General features: G+C 72.1%; 17 protein-coding genes. 10 read left to right on the top strand and 7 right to left on the bottom strand.

Annotated elements, in window-relative coordinates; genetic code table 11:
• Positions 1 to 22: 22 nt before the first annotated feature.
• Together IDM40_RS21370 and IDM40_RS21365 are read left to right on the top strand one after the other, a co-directional pair.
• Positions 23 to 1,786, top strand: a complete 1,764-nt coding sequence (locus IDM40_RS21370) for a TIGR03767 family metallophosphoesterase (RefSeq protein ID WP_193123822.1) — start codon at positions 23 to 25, stop codon at positions 1,784 to 1,786.
• Positions 1,787 to 1,875: 89 nt separating this feature from the next.
• Positions 1,876 to 2,748 carry a TrmH family RNA methyltransferase gene (locus tag IDM40_RS21365; RefSeq protein ID WP_193123821.1) on the top strand — a complete coding sequence of 291 codons (873 nt, stop codon included), beginning with the start codon at positions 1,876 to 1,878 and terminating at the stop codon, positions 2,746 to 2,748.
• A 341-nt stretch (positions 2,749 to 3,089) separates the two neighbouring features.
• On the opposite strand, the gene IDM40_RS21360 is transcribed toward IDM40_RS21365, so the two are convergent.
• The 3 genes from IDM40_RS21360 to IDM40_RS21350 all read right to left on the bottom strand — a co-directional run bounded on the left by IDM40_RS21360 (position 3,090) and on the right by IDM40_RS21350 (position 5,007).
• Positions 3,090 to 3,686 carry a methyltransferase domain-containing protein gene (locus IDM40_RS21360; protein WP_193123820.1) on the bottom strand — a complete coding sequence of 199 codons (597 nt, stop codon included), beginning with the start codon at positions 3,684 to 3,686 and terminating at the stop codon, positions 3,090 to 3,092.
• Between the two features lie 91 nt (positions 3,687 to 3,777).
• Positions 3,778 to 4,212, bottom strand: coding sequence for an SRPBCC domain-containing protein (locus IDM40_RS21355; protein ID WP_193123819.1), 435 nt, complete (start codon positions 4,210 to 4,212; stop codon positions 3,778 to 3,780).
• A gap of 144 nt (positions 4,213 to 4,356) precedes the next feature.
• The gene (locus IDM40_RS21350) at positions 4,357 to 5,007 is read right to left on the bottom strand and encodes a peptidoglycan-binding protein (protein WP_193123818.1); all 651 of its coding nucleotides are present in this window, start codon (positions 5,005 to 5,007) and stop codon (positions 4,357 to 4,359) included.
• Between the two features lie 199 nt (positions 5,008 to 5,206).
• On the opposite strand from IDM40_RS21350, the gene IDM40_RS21345 reads away from it, so the two are divergent.
• Positions 5,207 to 6,286, top strand: coding sequence for a hypothetical protein (locus IDM40_RS21345; RefSeq protein ID WP_193123817.1), 1,080 nt, complete (start codon positions 5,207 to 5,209; stop codon positions 6,284 to 6,286).
• Positions 6,287 to 6,338: 52 nt separating this feature from the next.
• On the opposite strand, the gene IDM40_RS21340 is transcribed toward IDM40_RS21345, so the two are convergent.
• Positions 6,339 to 6,992, bottom strand: coding sequence for a peptidoglycan-binding domain-containing protein (locus tag IDM40_RS21340; protein WP_193123816.1), 654 nt, complete (start codon positions 6,990 to 6,992; stop codon positions 6,339 to 6,341).
• A gap of 192 nt (positions 6,993 to 7,184) precedes the next feature.
• Between IDM40_RS21340 and IDM40_RS21335 the strand changes: the two genes are divergently transcribed.
• Genes IDM40_RS21335 through IDM40_RS21320 form a run of 4 tightly spaced genes read left to right on the top strand, consistent with a single transcriptional unit; the run spans position 7,185 to position 10,550 of the window.
• The gene (locus tag IDM40_RS21335; protein ID WP_193123815.1) at positions 7,185 to 7,937 is read left to right on the top strand and encodes an enoyl-CoA hydratase family protein; all 753 of its coding nucleotides are present in this window, start codon (positions 7,185 to 7,187) and stop codon (positions 7,935 to 7,937) included.
• An 8-nt stretch (positions 7,938 to 7,945) separates the two neighbouring features.
• Positions 7,946 to 8,776 carry a CoA transferase subunit A gene (locus IDM40_RS21330; protein WP_193123890.1) on the top strand — a complete coding sequence of 277 codons (831 nt, stop codon included), beginning with the start codon at positions 7,946 to 7,948 and terminating at the stop codon, positions 8,774 to 8,776.
• Entirely contained in the window at positions 8,773 to 9,504 is a 732-nt protein-coding gene (locus IDM40_RS21325; protein ID WP_193123814.1) for a CoA-transferase subunit beta, read from the top strand. The genes IDM40_RS21330 and IDM40_RS21325 overlap by 4 nt, the downstream gene beginning before the upstream one ends.
• A 5-nt stretch (positions 9,505 to 9,509) precedes the next feature.
• Positions 9,510 to 10,550, top strand: a complete 1,041-nt coding sequence (locus IDM40_RS21320) for an NAD(P)H-dependent flavin oxidoreductase (protein ID WP_193123889.1) — start codon at positions 9,510 to 9,512, stop codon at positions 10,548 to 10,550.
• 55 nt (positions 10,551 to 10,605) lie between these two features.
• Here IDM40_RS21320 and IDM40_RS21315 read toward each other — a convergent pair whose 3' ends face one another.
• The 3 genes from IDM40_RS21315 to IDM40_RS21305 are packed head-to-tail and all read right to left on the bottom strand — an operon-like array spanning position 10,606 to position 13,232.
• Positions 10,606 to 11,763: an acetyl-CoA C-acetyltransferase gene (locus tag IDM40_RS21315; protein WP_193123813.1), complete on the bottom strand. Its 1,158-nt coding sequence runs from the start codon at positions 11,761 to 11,763 to the stop codon at positions 10,606 to 10,608.
• Positions 11,764 to 11,781: 18 nt separating this feature from the next.
• Positions 11,782 to 12,399, bottom strand: a complete 618-nt coding sequence (locus IDM40_RS21310; protein WP_193123812.1) for a TetR/AcrR family transcriptional regulator — start codon at positions 12,397 to 12,399, stop codon at positions 11,782 to 11,784.
• A gap of 53 nt (positions 12,400 to 12,452) precedes the next feature.
• Positions 12,453 to 13,232 carry an SDR family oxidoreductase gene (locus IDM40_RS21305; RefSeq protein WP_193123811.1) on the bottom strand — a complete coding sequence of 260 codons (780 nt, stop codon included), beginning with the start codon at positions 13,230 to 13,232 and terminating at the stop codon, positions 12,453 to 12,455.
• Between the two features lie 122 nt (positions 13,233 to 13,354).
• Between IDM40_RS21305 and IDM40_RS21300 the strand changes: the two genes are divergently transcribed.
• The 3 genes from IDM40_RS21300 to IDM40_RS21290 are packed head-to-tail and all read left to right on the top strand — an operon-like array spanning position 13,355 to position 16,285.
• Complete coding sequence (locus IDM40_RS21300; protein ID WP_193123810.1) at positions 13,355 to 14,209, top strand: enoyl-CoA hydratase; 855 nt, start codon at positions 13,355 to 13,357, stop codon at positions 14,207 to 14,209.
• Positions 14,199 to 15,332, top strand: a complete 1,134-nt coding sequence (locus IDM40_RS21295) for an acyl-CoA dehydrogenase family protein (protein WP_193123809.1) — start codon at positions 14,199 to 14,201, stop codon at positions 15,330 to 15,332. Before IDM40_RS21300 ends, IDM40_RS21295 begins: the two co-directional genes overlap by 11 nt.
• Positions 15,329 to 16,285: an acyl-CoA dehydrogenase family protein gene (locus IDM40_RS21290; protein WP_193123808.1), complete on the top strand. Its 957-nt coding sequence runs from the start codon at positions 15,329 to 15,331 to the stop codon at positions 16,283 to 16,285. Before IDM40_RS21295 ends, IDM40_RS21290 begins: the two co-directional genes overlap by 4 nt.
• The last annotated feature ends 703 nt before the right edge of the window (positions 16,286 to 16,988 follow it).

Here is a 16,988-nt window from a genome sequence, read left to right as displayed (position 1 = left end):
TCGGGGCCGTAAGGACCCCCGCATGGCTTCTCTGCACCGCCGCGGCTTCCTGGCCGCCGGGGCGGGACTGGGCCTGGCCCTGGGCCTGCCGTCCCTGCCCGTGTCCGCCGCGACCCACGACCGCCTGATGCGCCGGACGCTGGAGCGTGTGACCGATCCGGAGGGCACCACCCTCGCCGAGGTCGCCACCCCGACCGGTGACGGCTACCGGCTGCTCTCCTCCGGGCCCGGGTGGCCGATCGAGGTGCGCGAGGATTTGGTCGGGGCCGAGCCGGACCGGGACGACCGGCGTGAGCCGCTGACCGCGTTCGTGCAGTTCACCGACACCCACGTGGTGGACGTGCAGAGCCCGCTCCGGTTCGAGTACACCCACCCGATCCTGGGCACCGGCGCGCACCGGCCGCAGGAGGCCCTGGCCCAGGTCGGCGCCTCGGCCCTGGTGCAGCGGGTCAACGCGCTGCGGGCCGGCCCGGTGACCGGGCGGGCGTTCGACTTCGTGATGACCACCGGCGACAACACCGACAACCAGGAGCAGATCGAGCTCGACTGGCTCATGGGGCTGCTCAACGGCGGCGCGATCACGCCGAACACCGGGGACCCGTCCGTGTTCGAGGGGGTGCAGAACTGCGGGGCGGAGCTGTACTGGCAGCCGGAGAGCGAGATGGACGACCGGTACAAGTCCGAGGCCGGGTTCCCGCACCTTCCGGGTTTCCTGGCGGCGGCGATGGCGGAGTTCACCGCCCCGGGGTTGGACGTGCCCTGGTACTGCACGATCGGCAACCACGACAACACCCCGTCCGGAACACTGCCGGCGGGGATGCTCACCGAGGTCTTCACCGGTGACCGCAAGATCATGTTCGCCGAGGGTGAGGCGGCAGAGCAGGCGGCGGCCGCGCAGTCCGACCCCGACCAGGTGGGCGAGCTGCCCGATGAGGTGGCGCGGCAGGAGGAGATCGACACCGCCGGTTCGAAGACCATCGTGTCCACGGTGACCCCGGACGAACGGCGGGCTCCGTTCGACACCGAGGGGTTCGTGGCCGCGCATCTGGACGAGGCCAACACCGGGCCCGGTCCGGTGGGGCACGGGTTCTCCGACGCCAACGCCGACGGCACGGACTGCTTCTACACCTTCACGATCGCCGAGGGCATCACCGGCATCAGCATGGACACCACGACGCTGGCCGGGCTCGCCAACGGGTCGATCGGCAAGCACCAGTTCGACTGGGTGGAGGAGACGCTGCGGTCGGCGAGCTCGACCTACTACGACCGGCTCGGGCGAGAGCAGACGCAGGACGTGAGCGACGAGTTGTTCATCCTGTTCAGCCACCACACGAGCGACACGATGAACAATCCGCTCCCGGACAGCCGCCGACCGGGCGAGGTGCGCTACATCGGCGAGATCCTGGTGGGGATGCTCAAGCGGTACCCGAACGTGCTGGCGTGGGTGAACGGGCACACGCACGAGAACTCCGTGCGGGCGCACACCTCCGACCGTCCCGAGCGGGGGTTCTGGGAGATCAATACCGCTTCGCACATCGATCACCCGCAGCTGGCGCGCTGTATCGAGCTGGTCGACAACCAGGACGGGACGATGTCGCTGTTCACGACCCTGATCGAGGCGGACAGCCCGTACCGGGTGGACCACGGCGACTTCTCCCCCGCCGGGCTGGCCTCGCTCTACCGGGAGCTCTCGCTCAACGACATCCACGCCGACGAGGCGAAGCTGGGCGAGCCGGGCGACCGGAACGTGGAGCTGTTGGTGGCCGCGCACCACCCCGGCCGTTGATACCAGGCGCCGGACGCCCCGCGAACGCCCCCGTGCGGGGATCGCGGGGCGTCCGTTTCCCCGCCGCCACCTGGTAATCTCCGGGCCCTATGACCAGATCACGCCCCTCCCGCGACCGCCGTCCCTCGGGCCCCGCCGGCGACAAGCGGGTCACCACACGCAACGCCACGTTCCAGCAGTGGGAGACGCTGCTGCACAACCGGACCAAGCGGCACCGGGCGGGGGCGATCCTGGTGCAGGGCGTGCGGCCGATCTCCATGGCGGTCGAGGCCGGGTGGACGGTGCGTTCGTGGCTGTACCGGTCCGAGGGGCGCCTGTCGGAGTGGGCGCAGGAGATGCTGCGGTCGGTGCGTGCGACGCGTTACGCGGTCGCCGACGAGCTCATGCGCGAGCTCGGGGACAAGGAGGAGCCGCCGGAGCTGCTGGCCGAGATCGAGACCCCCGAGGACGACCTGTCGCGGATCCGGGTGGGCCCCGACTTCCTGGGTGTGGTGCTGGACCGCCCCACGAGCCCGGGCAACATCGGCTCCGTGGTGCGCTCGGTCGACGCCCTGGGCGGGTCGGCCGTGATCGTGGGCGGGCACGCCGCGGACCCCTACGACCCGAAGGCGGTGCGGGCGAGCACCGGTTCACTGTTCGGGGTGCCCGTGGTGCGCGCGCCCTCGGCCCGCGAGGTGCTGGCCTGGGTGGAGCAGGTGCGCGCCGGCGGTGTGCCACTGCGTGTGGTGGCCACCGACGAGGAGGGCGCCGCCGAGCTGGCCGAACACGACCTGCGCGGGCCGACCCTGGTGCTCACCGGCAACGAGACGACGGGCCTGAGCAACCGGTGGCGAGAGGAGGCGGACGACCTGGTGTACATCCCCATGGGCGGGACGGCCAGTTCGCTCAACGCCGCCTCGGCCACCACGGTGGTGCTGTACGAGGCCTCGCGCCAGCGGCGCGGCGGCCGCGGCCCCGCCTGAGACTCTGCCGACGGGCCGGCCGGGGTCGGCCCGGAGGCCGGGCCGGGCAGTGCCCGGTGAGCCCGCCGGGCACGGAGCCTGCGTGTGGGCAAGGCGTGCGCGGCCTCTGCGGATCCCAAGATTTGTGGGCGTGCCCGCGGGAGGCGAAGCCTCCGGGCGCGCGACGAGCACGGCCTACGGGCCCCAAGACCTATGGGCATGCCTGCCGGGCGGCGAAGCCTCCAGGCATGCGACGGACACGACCTGCGCACCCCAAGACCTGTGCGCGTGCCTGGGGCGCGGAACCTGTCGGACCTGCGCGGAGCGCACTGAAGGGCACAGGCCCGTGCGGGCCGTGGCCTTCACCCCGAGCGGCGGGCGCGCAGCACGACGTCGTGCGTGTGCGCGGTGCCCTCGGGGGCGCTGTCCACTCGGGGACGGACCCCGTCGGCCTCGACGGTCCACCCCTCGCCCAGGAGCGCGGCGAACTCCGCGGGCTGGTAGAAGTCTCCCGGGTCGAAGTCCCCGCCCTCGTGCCCCTGGAGCCCGCTCATGTCGTGGCCGACCACCAGCAGCGTCCCGCCGGGTGCGACGGCCTCCACGAGCCCGCACAGGGCGGCGTGGCCCTGTTCGCGCAGGAGCGGGAAGTAGTGCAGCGACACCAGGTCGTAGGCGCCCGGTTCCGGCGGCTCCTTCGCGAGGTCCTGGTGGCGCAGGTCGACGGGCAGGTCCCGGCACAGCTCGCGGGCGCGGTCGAGTGCGACGCGGGAGAGGTCGACGCCGGTGACGGTCCACCCGTGTGAGGCGAGCCAGTGCGCGTCGCCGCCCTCGCCGCAGCCGACGTCGAGGGCGCGCCCGGGTTCCAGGTCGGCCGCCTCGTTGACCAGCACCCCGTTGGGGCGGCCGCTCCAGATCTGCCCGTGCTCGCCGTACTTGTCGTCCCAGAACTTCTCGTCCACGGTCGTCCCCTGTCCTCGGTGCGTCGTTCCCGGCCATGGTGCACCGGCCGGGCCCGCGATGGGGAACGTTGTTGCCGGTCCGGCAAGAAGGTCAGGAACGTTCGGCGCCGAGCTCGGTGAGGAGCTCGCCGAGGGCCGCCAGGCAGTGCTCCCACCCTTCCTCCATCCGTTCGGCCCAGTCCCCGGATTCGAAGGTGTGGGTGAAGGTGAACCGGCAGCCGGCGCCGTCGGGTTCCAGGGCGAGGTCGATCCGGTGGTCGCCGGTCTCGTCGTCGAACTCGTCGAAGGAGAAGGTGCGCGGCGGGTCGGCCTCGACGACCTCGGCGGAGACGACGTTGCCCTCCTCGTCGTGGAAGGCGATGGCGCCCCCGGGCCTGAGGTCGAGGCTGTCGACGGTCATCGGGTACCAGCGGCCCAGGAGCCCGGGTTCGGTCACCGCCTGCCACACCTGTTCGGGCGGGTTGTCGTAGCTGCGGTGGAAGCTCAGTTGCCACCGTTCGCCCACGCGGTGGAGTTGCTCGCTCATGGCCGTGTCCTCCCTGGCCTCACGGTGGCCCGAGGGTCTCGGGCCGCTGACCTGGGCGTTCCCCGGCGCGAGCGGTGTCAAGCGGAAGGGCCGGACCGCGCCCCCGTGCGCGTTCCGGCCCTGTCGGAAGGGTTGCTCCGTGGACTACTCGATGGTGACCAGGGCGCGGTAGGTGACCTCGCCGGTCAGCCCGTCGACGCACTCCTGCTCGCTGACGTCGACCTCGGGGCAGACCTCGTTGGCCTGGAAGTCCTCCACTGCGGCCTCGGTGTCGCCGCCGTACTCGCCGTCGTCGCCGCCCTCGGCCAGGTAGCCGTGGTGGATCAGCAGGTACTGGACGCTCTCCACGCCGTCGCCGGAGTCGCCGACGGTGTAGAACTCACCGTTGGCGGGACCCCAGGCGAAGGAGCCGGTGACGAACTGCCCGTCGGAGAAGTGGCCCCACAGCTCTTCCTTGATCTCGCCGTGCTCACCGAGGCCGCGGTCGGCCTGGTACTCGAGCAGGGCGTCGGAGACCTCCTGGGTGAGCTCCTCGGTCGGGTCCGCGGTCCAGTACGCGTCGCCCTCATCGTTGGTCTCGGCGGTCAGGTAGTTGGTGACCGCGTAGATGTTGGGGTGGCTGTCGCCGACGGCGTACTCGGGCCAGGGCGTGTCCATGATCTGGGGAGCCTCGGCCGGTTCGATGGGCTGGTCCTCGGCGGAGACGGCGGTGGCCCCGAAGAGGCCCGCACCGAGCAGCGCGGCGGTGGCCGCGGCGACACCGGAGACCTTGGCGGTGGTGCTGAACGAACGCATCTGTAACTACCCCCGTGGTGTGGTCGGTCGTTCGCTTGCACCATGTGTGACTCATACCTCCCACACATTGGTTCACCTGCGGTTTTGCTGTGGCCACATGCGGACGTGTTCACTGTGCCGGGGCAACCTCCCGGCCGGTTCGGTGTCCGCGCGGGCGGGGGGAGGGCGTGCCGCACGAGGACGAGGTGAGAGGAAGGCGATGGAGGTCGAGCACCTGCTGGGCGAGGACTGGCAGTTCGCCACGTTCCAACAGGCCGGCAGCACCGTGGTGGTCACGGCCGAGGACGACCACGACCCCGTGTCCGAGGACGTCATGGTGATGCCCTTCGACCTGCGGGAGAGGGTCCAGCGCCGGCCCGGGCGCGGGTTCACCGTGCGCGGTCCCGTTCATCTCGGTGTGCTCGTTTCACTGCGTCCGGAACCGGTGTTGGCGTACCAGGGACCCGAAGGGCTCACCGTCACCGACCCGTGGGACGGCGGCGTGCTGAAGAACTTCCCGCTGGAGCGCGAGTACCGGCAGTTCGACGATGCGTACGACCTGATCCTGACCCACCACGAGGGGCGGGACCTGCTCTTCCTGCACGAGGACGCCCGGGGCGGACCCTATGACCGCATCTTGCGGACCTGGGATCTGGCCACCGGGCTGCCGATCCCCGGTTCCGCCGGCGAGCACAAGTGCTATCGGTTGGTCAGCGGACGCCTCACCTTCCGGCACGGTTACCTGGCCCATCCCACGTCCCCGGTGGTCGTCGACCACACTCCCGACGATTTCCACGTCGTCAACGCGATCTTCCTCGACGTCGAACGGGAGGGCGACGGAACGGGACCGTTCGTGGGATCGGTCCGTGTCGAGGAGGGGTTCGATGCGGTCCCCGAGGGGCGCGCGGTGGACGTCGCCCGCGCGGGAGGGCGCACCTACCTGGCCGAGGCCGGGGACATCTTCACGCTCCCCGAGCTGGAACGGGTGTTCCCCGTGGACCTGTGGGCGGTCGTGTCCCGCGTGACCGAATGGGCGGGCCGCCCCGTCGCCGTGCTCGTCCGGAAGCCGGCCCACCTAGACGAGAATCGGGACGACCTCATCTACGAGCCTCTGCAACTGTCCTTCATGTTCCTGGACGTGGCCGCTCCCGTATGGCACGTCCTGCCCTGGACCGTGCCTCTCCGCCCGTTCGACCTCCTGGCCACACCCGAGGGCACGATCATGGTCTCCTCGTCCGAAGGGGTGCACGTGGTACGCGTCGACCCCGAGGAGACGGTGCGCTCCGCCGAGCGCGGCTGAGGGCCGGGCCCGCCTCCGCGGTACCCGGCCCGTACCGGTCGGCGACCGGTGACTACTCGACGCTGACCAGAGCGCGGTAGGTGACCTCGCCGGTCAGCCCGTCGACGCACTCCTGCTCGCTGACGTCGATCTCGGGGCAGACCTTGTCGGCCTGGAACTCCTCCACGGCCGCCTCGGTCTCGCTGCCGTACTGCTCGTCGACCTGGCCCGGGTCCAGGTATCCGCGCTCGACCAGCAGGAACTGGACGGTTCCCACGCCCTTGCCGCTGTCCCCCGGGCCGTAGAAGTTGTTGCCCGCGGGGGGACCCCAGTCGAAGGCGTCCTCGGGGAACTGGCCGTCGGAGAAGTGGTCCCACTCCGGCTCGCCGATCCTGCGCTGCTCGTCCAGGCCGACGTGGGCCTGGTAGTTCTCGACGGCGTCGGCGAGCTCCTCGGTGAACACCCGCGTGGGGTGCTCGTCCCAGAAGGGTTTGCCGTCCTCGTCGGTCTCGAGGGTCAGGTAGGTGGAGACCAGCTCGATGTTGCCGTGCACGTCCCCGACCTCGTACTCGGGCCAGGGCGTCTCCATGATCTCGTGAGCCCGGTCCGGGTCGATCGGCTGCTCCTGGGCCGCGGCCGTGTTGACCCCGAACAGGCCGGTGGCGAGCAGGGCGACGGTGGCCGCGGCGACGCCGGAGACCCTGGCGGTGGTGCTGAACGAACGCATGAGTACTACCCCCGTAGTGCGGTCGGTCGTTCGCTTGCACCCGGTCTGATCCGCCCGGACATACCCCGGTTCACCTGCGCGTTCTCCGTGGCCACATGTGGACGGAGGGAGGAGCCGGCCCCGGACCATGGATCCTTCGGGGACCGGCTGGTAGCATCCGATTCTAACAAATGTTTGGTGGAAAGGAAGCGCATGAGCATCTCCGCCACGAAGCTCCCCTCCGGGGTCGTCGAGCTCGTCGTCGACGCCCCGCCCGTCAACGCCCTCACCGTGCGCGCCTGGCACGACCTGGCCGACGCACTCGACACCGCCGGACGCGACCCCGACACCCGCGCGGTCCTGCTGCGCGCAGAGGGCCGCGGGTTCAACGCCGGCGTCGACATCAAAGAGATGCAGCGCACGCCGGGGTTCGACGCCCTCGTCGGCGCCAACCGCGGCTGTTACGCCGCCTTCGCCGCCGTCTACGACTGCCCGGTCCCGGTGGTGGCCGCCGTGCACGGGTTCTGCCTGGGCGGCGGCATCGGCCTGGCCGGCAACGCCGACGTGGTGGTCGCCGCCGAGGACGCCCGCTTCGGTCTGCCCGAGGTCGACCGGGGCGCCCTGGGCGCCGCCACCCACCTCGCGCGTCTCGTGCCCCAGCACCTGATGCGGGCGATGGTCTACACCTGCCGCGAGGCCACCGCCGCCGAGCTGCACGCGTTCGGGTCCGTGCTGTCGGTCGTTGCGCCCGCGGACCTGCGGGCCGAGGCGCTCGCGGTGGCCGAGCGCATCGCGGAGAAGGATCCGCAGGTCATCCGGCGCGCGAAGGAGTCCCTCAACGGCATCGACCCGGTCGACGTCAAGCGCAGCTACCGGTTCGAGCAGGGCTTCACGTTCGAGCTCAACCTCACCGGCGCCGGCAACGCGCACCGGGACCTGTTCACCACGGGATCGGAGACACGTTGAACAAGCTCATGACCCCCGACGAGATCGCGGGCTCGCTGTCGGACGGCATGACCGTGGGCATCGGCGGCTGGGGTTCGCGCCGCAAACCGATGGCACTGGTGCGCGCGGTCTGCCGCTCCCCCGTGCGCGACCTGACCGTGGTCTCCTACGGCGGACCGGACGTGGGGCTGTTGTGCGCCCTGGGCAAGGTCCGCCGGGTGGTGGCGCCCTTCGTCACGTTGGACACGGTCCCGTTGGAACCGGCGTTCCGCGCCGCCCGGCAGAACGGCGAGATCGCCTTCACCGAGTACGACGAGGGCATGTTCCTGTTCGGGCTGCTCGCGGCGGCACACCGGTTGCCGTTCCTGCCCACACCGGTGGGCCGCGGCTCCGACGTCCTGCGGGTCAACCCGGAGCTGCGCACCGTGCGCTCGCCCTACCCCTCCCCCGGCGGCGAGCCCGAGGACCTGGTCGCTGTGCCCGCCCTGCACCTGGACGCGGCGCTGGTGCACGTCAACCGGGCCGACCGGCGCGGCAACGGCCAGTACCTGGGCCCGGACCCGTACATGGACGACCTCTTCGCCAAGGCGGCGGAGCGCACCTACCTCTCGTGCGAGCGGCTCGTGGACGCCTTCGACGGCCCGCCGCAGTCGCTGCTGATCAACCGGGCGACGGTCTCCGGGGTCGCCGAGACGCCGGGCGGTGCGCACTTCACCTCGTGCGAACCGGACGGTCCGCGGGACGAGGCCTTCCAGAGGCGTTACGCGGAGGCGGTCCGGGACCCGCAGCTGTGGGAGGGGTTCCGCGCCCGCTTCGTCGACGTGGACGAACCCGCCTACCAGAGGGAGGTCACCCGATGACGGCGACACGGGCCGAGGTGTGTGTGACGGCGTGCGCGGACGCCTGGCGCGGCGACGGCGAGGTGCTGGCCGCGGCGATGGGGGTCTGTTCGGTGCTCGGGGCGCGGCTCGCGCGGCTCACGTTCGAACCGGACCTGCTGACCACGGACGGGGGTCCGCTGCTGAGCCGCGAGGCCCTGCCGTGGGGCGCCGAGGCCGGGCCGGGCGGTGTGGAGGGTTGGTTGCCGTTCCGCGACCACCTGTGGCTGGTGCTCCACGGGCGGCGGCACGTGATGATGGGCGCCTCGCAGCTGGACCGGCACGGGCGCAGCAACATCTCCGCGGTCGGTGACCGGGAGCAGCCGAGATCCCAGCTGCTGGGGGTGCGCGGCGCCCCGGGCAACACCCTGTGCAACCCGACCAGTTACTGGATCCCCAAGCACTCGCGCCGGGTCTTCGTGGAGGAGGTCGACATGGTCAGCGGGGTCGGGGCCGAGGACGCCTACGACCTGCGGCGCGTGGTGACCGACCTGGCGGTGCTGGACCTCGGTGGCCCGGACCGCACGGTGCGCCTGTTGTCGGTCCACCCGGGGGTCGCGGAGGAGGAGGTGCACGAGCGCACCGGGTTCGACCTGGCGGTGCCCGAGGGCGGCGTGGGCGTGACCCGCGAACCCAGCGCCGAGGAGCTGCGGGTGTTGCGCGAGGTCCTGGACCCGGACGGCGTGCGCGAGAAGGAGGTACCGGCGTGAGTGCCCTGCGGACCCCGTTGACCGAGCTGGTGGGGTGCCGCCACCCGATCGTGCAGACGGGGATGGGGTGGGTGGCCGGTCCCCGGTTGGTCTCGGCGACCTCCGAGGCCGGAGGGTTGGGGATCCTGGCGTCGGCGACGATGTCCCTGCCGGAACTGTCGGCGGCGGTGCGCGAGGTCAAGGAACGCACCGGCGCGCCCTTCGGGGTGAACCTGCGCGCCGACGCGGGCGACGCGGGCGAGCGTGTGGACCTGATCATCCGGGAGGGGGTGCGGGTGGCCTCGTTCGCGCTGGCGCCCCGGCCCGAGCTCATCGCCCGGCTCAAGGATGCCGGGGTGGTGGTGATCCCGTCGGTGGGGGCGCGCCGGCACGCGGAGAAGGTCGCCGCGTGGGGCGCGGACGCGGTGCTGGTGCAGGGCGGCGAGGGCGGCGGGCACACCGGGCCGGTCGCCACCACACTGCTGTTGCCGCAGGTCGTGGACGCGGTGGACATCCCGGTGATCGCGGCGGGCGGTTTCTTCGACGGCCGCGGCCTGGTGGCGGCCCTGGCCTACGGGGCGGCGGGCGTGGCGATGGGGACCCGGTTCCTGTTGACCTCGGACAGCGCCGTGCCGGACCGGGTCAAGCGGGTGTACCTGGAGACCGGGGAGACCGTGGTGACCGAGCAGGTGGACGGGTTGCCGCACCGGGTGCTGCGGACACCGCCGGTGGAGGCGCTGGAGCGTTCGAGCGGCCCGGCGCGGTTGGTGCGCGCGGCGCGCAGTGCGGCGGCGTTCCGTCGGGTGTCGGGGATGTCGTGGACGGCGATGCTGCGCGACGGTGCGGCGATGCGCCGGGGCGGCCGGGCGAGCTGGTCGCAGGTGCTCATGGCGGCCAACACCCCGATGATGCTGCGGTCGGCGCTGGTGGAGGGCCGCACCGATGCGGGGGTGATGGCGTCGGGCCAGGTGGTGGGTGTGATCGACGATCTGCCGAGCTGCGCCGAGTTGGTGGAGGGCATCGTGTCCGAGGCGGAGGGTGTGCTCGAGAGGCTCGGGCAGAGCTGAGGCCGCACGACGAAGGGCCGGGGATTCTTCTCCCCGGCCCTTCGTCCGTGTGTGGTCAGAGGCGTTCGATGATGGTGACGTTGGCCTGTCCGCCGCCCTCGCACATGGTCTGGAGGCCGTAGCGCCCGCCGGTGCGTTCGAGTTCGCCGAGCAGGCTGGTCATGAGGCGGGCCCCGGTGGCGCCGAGGGGGTGCCCGAGGGCGATGGCACCGCCGTTGGGGTTGACGCGGGCGGGGTCGGCGCCGGTCTCACGGAGCCAGGCCAGGACCACCGAGGCGAAGGCCTCGTTGATCTCGACCGTGTCGATGTCGTCGATGCGCAGCCCGGTGCGCTTGAGGGCGTGCGCGGTGGCGGGGATGGGGGCCGACAGCATCCGCACGGGGTCCTCCCCGCGTGCGGACAGGTGGCGGATGCGGGCGCGGGGCGTGAGGCCGTGTTCGGCGACGGCGCGTTCGGAGGCGATGAGAAGGGCGGCGGCGCCGTCGGAGATCTGGGAGGAGACCGCGGCGGTGAGCCGTCCGCCCTCCACGAGGGGCTTGAGGGAGGCCATCTTCTCGGCGGTGGTGTCGCGGCGCGGGCCCTCGTCGGTGGTGGCGGCGCCGTAGGGGGCGATCTCGTCCGTGAAGTGTCCGGCGTCGATGGCGCGGGCGGCACGGCGGTGGGACTCCAGGGCGAAGGCCTCCATGTCCTCGCGGCTCAGGTCCCAGTCGCGGGCGATCATCTCGGCGCCCCGGAACTGGCTGATCTCCTGGTCGCCGTAGCGCTCGGTCCAGCCGCGGGAACCGTGGAAGGGGCCTTCGGTGTGGCCGAGCGCCTCGGCGGCGGTCCGGTTGGCCGAGCCGATGGGGATCTGGGACATGTTCTGCACCCCGCCGGCCGCGACGAGGTCGGCGGTGCCGGACATGACGGCCTGGGCGGCGAAGTGCACGGCCTGCTGGGAGGACCCGCACTGGCGGTCGACGGTGACGCCGGGGACCTCCTCGGGCAGGCCGGCCGCGAGCCAGCAGGTGCGGGCGATGTCGCCGGCCTGCGGTCCGAGGGTGTCGACGCAGCCGAACACCACGTCGTCGACGGCGGAGGGGTCGGCCCCGGTCCGGGCCATGAGGGCGCGCAGCACGTGTGCGCCGAGGTCGGCGGGGTGGGCCTCTGCGAGGCCGCCGCCGCGTTTACCGACGGGGGTGCGGACTGCGTCGACGATGTAGGCGTCGCTCACCGGTGTCTCCTTCGTTGTTCAGCGCCGTTGGACCCCTTCCAGGACCATGGCGAGGTACTGCCTGGCGACCTGCTCGGAGGTCAGGCGTCCGTCGGGGCGGTACCAGCCCGCGGCGACCCACACGGTGTCGCGGATGAACCGGTAGATGACGGGCGGGTCGAGGTCGGCGCGGAAGTCGCCCTCCTCGATGCCCCTCTCCAGCAGACCCACCCACATCTGCCGGAAGCGTTTCTGGCTGTCGACCAGGTAGGTGAAGCGGTCGTTCTCGGCCAGGTGTTTGGACTCGTTCTGGTAGATGACGACCGCGGGCCGGTGGCGGTCGATGGCCCCGAAGGAGGCGGTGACCAGGGATTCGAGCGTCTCGCGGGCGCCCTTGCCCTGGTCGAGGATCGTGTCGTAGTCCTCCCAGAGCTCGGTCAGGAAGGTCGAGAGGATCTCGTCGACCATCGATTCCTTGGAGTCGAAGTGGTAATAGAGGCTGCCCGCGAGCATCCCGGACGCGTCGGCGACCTGGCGGACCGTGGTGGTGGAGTAACCGCGGGCGGCGAAGACCTCCGCCGCGGTCCGCAGCAGTTGGGCGCGCCTGTGCGCGCGTGCTGCGGCTGTTCCTGCTTCGTCGCGTCGCCGTGGACTCATCGTGTGCGGTGGTGTGCGGGCGCGGGCCCGGGCACACCACACCCTCCCCTCTGTCAGGCCCTCTGGCTGGAGACCGAGACCGTCTCCCCCGTCATGTACGAGGAGTAGTCGCTGGCAAGGAAGACGATAACGTTCGCGACCTCCCAGGGTTCGGCGTGCCGGCCGAAGGCCTCCTGCTCCGTGAGGCGGTCGAGGGTCTCCTGTGAGGTGACCTTGGCCAGGTGGGGGTGGACGGCGAGGCTGGGGGCGACGGCGTTGACGCGCACGTCCGAGGGGGCGGCCTCGATCGCGGCGCAGCGGGTGAGCGCCATGACGCCGGCCTTGGCGGCGGCGTAGTGGGCCTGGCCCTCCTGGGCGCGCCAGCCGATGACGGAGGCGTTGTTGACGATCACGCCCCCGCGGTCGGCCATGAGGCGCAGGGCGTGGCGGGTGCAGCGCATGGTTCCGGTGAGGGTGACGTCGATGACGCGGTTCCACTGCTCGTCGGTCATGTCGACCAGGCGTGCGGTGCCGCCGAGGCCGGCGTTGTTGACCACGACGTCGATGTCGCCGAAGCGTTCGAGGGCCGCGGTGAACATGGCCTCGACCTGCTCCTCGCTGGTGACGTCGCAGGGCACGGAGGCGATGTTGCCGGGGCCGAACTCGGCGGCCAGGGCCAGCTCGGTCTCCTCCAGGCGGCGTTGGTGGGCGTCGCCGATGAGGACTCGGGCGCCCTCCTCGAGCATGCGGCGGGCGGTGGCGCCGCCGATGCCGGCGCCGGCGGCCGCGGTGACCACGGCGACACGGTCACGGAGCAGGTCGTGGCCGGGGACGTGGGTGGGGGCTGTGTTCATGGGTGGCCCTTTCTGCGGGGGTGCGCCACTCGGGGGCTGCCGTCGCCGACCCCTGCATGCTACTCTACCAAACACTTGTTAGAAAGAATGGACGTGCGATCGGCCCACACGAGGAGGCCCGCATGGAGGACGTCGTCCGTTACGAGAGGCGCGGAGCCGACGGTTCCGTCGCCGTCATCACCATGAACCGCCCCGACCACCGCAACGCCCAGAACTCGGCGATGACCTACGCCCTCGACGCGGCCTTCTACCGCGCCGCCGAGGACAACGGGGTCGCGGCCGTGGTGCTCGCCGGGGCGGGGCCCCACTTCTCCGCCGGCCACGACATCGGCAGCCCCGGCCGGGACAGCCACGAGAGCTTCGAGCGCCGGGCCGGGCTGTGGTGGGACCACACCGACAAGGCCGGGGCGGAGAGCCGCTTCGCCCGCGAGTCCGAGGTCTACCTGGGCATGTGCCGGCGCTGGCGCGAGCTGCCCAAACCCACGATCGCCGCGGTGCAGGGCGCCTGTGTGGCCGGCGGGCTCATGCTCGCGTGGTCTTGCGACCTGGTCGTGGCGGCCGAGGACGCGTTCTTCAGCGACCCGGTCCTGCGTATGGGCATCCCCGGGGTGGAGTACTTCGCGCACCCGTGGGTGATGCCGCCGCGGGTGGCCAAGGAGTTCCTGTTCACCGGCGAGCGCATGCCGGCCGAGCGGGCCCGCGAGGTCGGGATGGTCAACCGGGTCGTGCCGCGGGAAGAGCTGGACGAGCACACCCTCGAACTGGCCGAGCGCATCGGGCGCATGCCCCGCTTCGGGTTGGCGCTGGCCAAGCGCGCGATCAACCAGGCCGAGGACCTGCAGGGCATGCGCGCCGGCATGGACGCCGCCTTCGGGCTGCACCACCTCGCCCACGCCCACAACGCCGAGACCGGAACCGACGCGCTGGGCGGCATGGACCCGCGCAGCATGAGGAGGGCGGCCTCCGATGGATCTTGACCTCACCGCGGACCAACAGCGGTTCCGCGCCGAGATGCGGGCGTGGATGCACGAGCACGTGCCCCCGACACCGCTGCCCTCCCTGGAGACGGAGGAGGGTTTCGCCCTGCACCGCGGCTGGGAGAAGACCCTGGGCGCGGCCCGGCTGTCCGCGGTCTCCTGGCCCCAGGAGTTCGGCGGCCTGGGCGCGACCCCGCTGGAGTGGCTGATCTTCGAGGAGGAGTACTACGCAGCCGGCGGTCCGGCCCGCCTCAACCAGAGCGGCATCAACCTGCTCGCCCCCACCCTGATGGCGCACGGCACGGACGAACAGCTGCACCGGGTCCTGCCCCCGATGGCCGCGGGAGAGGTCGTGTGGGCGCAGGCGTGGTCGGAACCGGACTCCGGCAGCGACCTGGCCTCCCTGCGTTCGACGGCGACCCGCACCGACGGCGGGTGGCTGCTGAACGGGCACAAGATCTGGAGCTCGCGGGCGCCCTTCGCCGATCGTGCGTTCGGGCTCTTCCGTTCCTCCGGTGAACGCCACCGGGGACTGACCTACGTCATGTTCGACCTGGCCGCCCCGGGGCTGACGGTGCGGCCGATCGGGCGCCTGGACGGCAAACCCGCTTTCGCGGAGCTGTTCCTCGACGACGTGTTCGTGCCCGACCGCGACGTCATCGGCGAGCCCGGCGACGGGTGGCGGGTGGCGATGAGCACCGCCGGGGACGAACGCGGCCTGACGCTGCGCAGCCCGGGCCGGTTCGTGGCCTCGGCCGAGCGCCTGGTCGAGCTGTGGCGCGAGCGGGCCGACCCCGCCGACACCGCGGTACGCGACCGGGTCGTGGACGCCTGGATCGGGGCGCGCGCCTACCAACTGCACGGGTTCGCGACCATCGCACGCCCGGACCCGGTGGGGTTCGAGGCCAGCATGAACAAGGTGTTCTGGTCGGAGCTGGACCTGGCGATGACCGAGACCGCGCTCGACCTGCTCGGCCCCGACGGAGAGCTCGACGGGCCGTGGCTGGAGGACCACGTCTTCGCCCTGGCCGGGCCGATCTACGCCGGAACCAACGAGATCCAGCGCAACGTCGTGGCCGAGCGGGTCCTCGGCCTCCCCCGGGCACAGAAGGGCAGACGATGAGGTTCGCACTCGACGACGAACAGCGGATGTTCGGCCAGGCACTGCGCGCGAGGCTGTCGGCCGCCGGCACGGCGGGCGCGGTGCGGGCCTGGGCCGCGGGCGACCACGGGCCGGGCCGGGCGCTGTGGTCGGAGCTGGGTGAGGCGGGGGTGTTCGCCGTGGCCGTGGAGGAGGACCGCGGCGGGGCCGGGATGCTGCCGGTCGAGCTGGTGGTGGCGATGGCCGAGGTCGGGCGGCACGCGGTTCCGGGACCGGTCGTGGAGACGGTCGTGGCCGGGACCCTGCTGGACGACGCCGATCGGACCGCAGCGCTGGTGGAGGGGGCGCTGATGGTGTCGTTGGCGCACCCGCCGGTGGTACCGCACGCCCTGGACGCCGACACCGCCGACCTGGTCCTGGCCCTGCGGGACGGGCACCTGCACGGAGCGGTGGCCGAGAAGGCGCTGCCGCCCTCGTTCGACCCCGCGCGGCGGCTCTTCGGCTGGAGCGAGGGCGAACGTGTGCCCGCGCGCGAGCCGGGGGCGCACGCGGCCGACCTGGGGGCGCTGGCGTGCGCGGCGCAGGCGCTGGGTCTGGGCGAGCACCTGTTGGCGGCGACGGTGGAGTACGTGTGCGCGCGGGAGCAGTTCGGGCGCCCTGTCGGTGAGTACCAGGCGCTCAAGCACCGCCTCGCCGACACCCACACGGCGCTCGAGTTCGCCCGCCCGCTGGTGTTCGGTGCGGCGCTGGCGCACGGCACCCCCGAGTTCGGGCGGGACGTGTCGGCGGCGAAGGTGGCGGCGTCGGAGGCGGCCCAGGGCGCGGCGGGCACGGCCCTGCAGCTGCACGGGGCGATCGGGTACACCGACGAGTTCGACCTGTCGCTGTGGATCCGCAAGGCGCGGGCGCTGCGTTCGGCGTGGGGCGACCCGGCCCACCACCGGGCGCGGGTGGCCGAGGCGCTCCGGGCCTGAGATCGGCGGCGCGGCCCCTGCCGGAGGTGTTCCGGCAGGGGCCGCGTCCGTGTCAGCCGGTGCATCAGGGACAGGGTCTGGGGCAGGGTGCGCGTACCGGTACAGCGGCGGACGTACTGTTTCGCCTCCGGTCATGAACGCCGAGAGTGGGGTTCTCGTTGGAGTCCGAGCTCGGTGTGTTCGGTCGGGTTCGCTGGTGATGCCTCGGGTGGCTGGGGTGGTGTGGGTCGGTCGGGTTCGCTGGTGGTGCCTCGGGGCGACTGGGTTGGGGTGGGGGGGGTTCGTTGGTGTTGCCTCGGGGCGACTGGGCTGGGGTGGGGGGGTTCGTTGGTGTTGCCTCGGGGTCGGTGGTTCGTCGGGGTCGGGAACGATAGCCCGGCCGGCCCTGCGCGCAACCCACATCGGCGCCCCTCCAGTGCTCTTGGAGGGGCGGAAAGCGTGGCGGGTTGGGCGGTTGACTTCCGGGGCGCCTCGGGGTGTGCGTTCCGGGCCTGTTCGCCGGGCTGTCCCGACCCGCATCGACGAACCCCTTCGCCCCCGAGGCCCCGCCCGCAGCCAAAAGAACGGTGGGTACGGCCATCCCCCTGTGGTGGCCCCATTGCGGCCAACGGTCGGGGTGTGCGGGTGGTGGCTCGCTCCCGCGGAGGCAACGGCACAGGCGCGCCCCCGCGCACTCCCGGCAGAGCATTGAGTGTCGGGGGTG

It is taken from the genome of Nocardiopsis coralli, assembly GCF_014892575.1.
In the GTDB taxonomy this organism is placed as follows: Bacteria; Actinomycetota; Actinomycetes; order Streptosporangiales; family Streptosporangiaceae; genus Nocardiopsis; species Nocardiopsis coralli.
Note: the sequence above shows the minus strand (reverse complement) of the source record. Positions and strands in the feature narration are given on the sequence as shown.

Coding starts and splice junctions, on each gene's coding strand:
- IDM40_RS21300 (WP_193123810.1), top strand. CDS start 13,355: ATGGAGGACGTCGTCCGTTACGAGAGGCGCGGAGCCGACGGTTCCGTC.
- IDM40_RS21310 (WP_193123812.1), bottom strand. CDS start 12,399: ATGAGTCCACGGCGACGCGACGAAGCAGGAACAGCCGCAGCACGCGCG.
- IDM40_RS21340 (WP_193123816.1), bottom strand. CDS start 6,992: ATGCGTTCGTTCAGCACCACCGCCAGGGTCTCCGGCGTCGCCGCGGCC.
- IDM40_RS21330 (WP_193123890.1), top strand. CDS start 7,946: ATGACCCCCGACGAGATCGCGGGCTCGCTGTCGGACGGCATGACCGTG.
- IDM40_RS21295 (WP_193123809.1), top strand. CDS start 14,199: ATGGATCTTGACCTCACCGCGGACCAACAGCGGTTCCGCGCCGAGATG.
- IDM40_RS21325 (WP_193123814.1), top strand. CDS start 8,773: ATGACGGCGACACGGGCCGAGGTGTGTGTGACGGCGTGCGCGGACGCC.
- IDM40_RS21355 (WP_193123819.1), bottom strand. CDS start 4,212: ATGAGCGAGCAACTCCACCGCGTGGGCGAACGGTGGCAACTGAGCTTC.
- IDM40_RS21370 (WP_193123822.1), top strand. CDS start 23: ATGGCTTCTCTGCACCGCCGCGGCTTCCTGGCCGCCGGGGCGGGACTG.
- IDM40_RS21290 (WP_193123808.1), top strand. CDS start 15,329: ATGAGGTTCGCACTCGACGACGAACAGCGGATGTTCGGCCAGGCACTG.
- IDM40_RS21350 (WP_193123818.1), bottom strand. CDS start 5,007: ATGCGTTCGTTCAGCACCACCGCCAAGGTCTCCGGTGTCGCCGCGGCC.
- IDM40_RS21335 (WP_193123815.1), top strand. CDS start 7,185: ATGAGCATCTCCGCCACGAAGCTCCCCTCCGGGGTCGTCGAGCTCGTC.
- IDM40_RS21305 (WP_193123811.1), bottom strand. CDS start 13,232: ATGAACACAGCCCCCACCCACGTCCCCGGCCACGACCTGCTCCGTGAC.
- IDM40_RS21345 (WP_193123817.1), top strand. CDS start 5,207: ATGGAGGTCGAGCACCTGCTGGGCGAGGACTGGCAGTTCGCCACGTTC.
- IDM40_RS21365 (WP_193123821.1), top strand. CDS start 1,876: ATGACCAGATCACGCCCCTCCCGCGACCGCCGTCCCTCGGGCCCCGCC.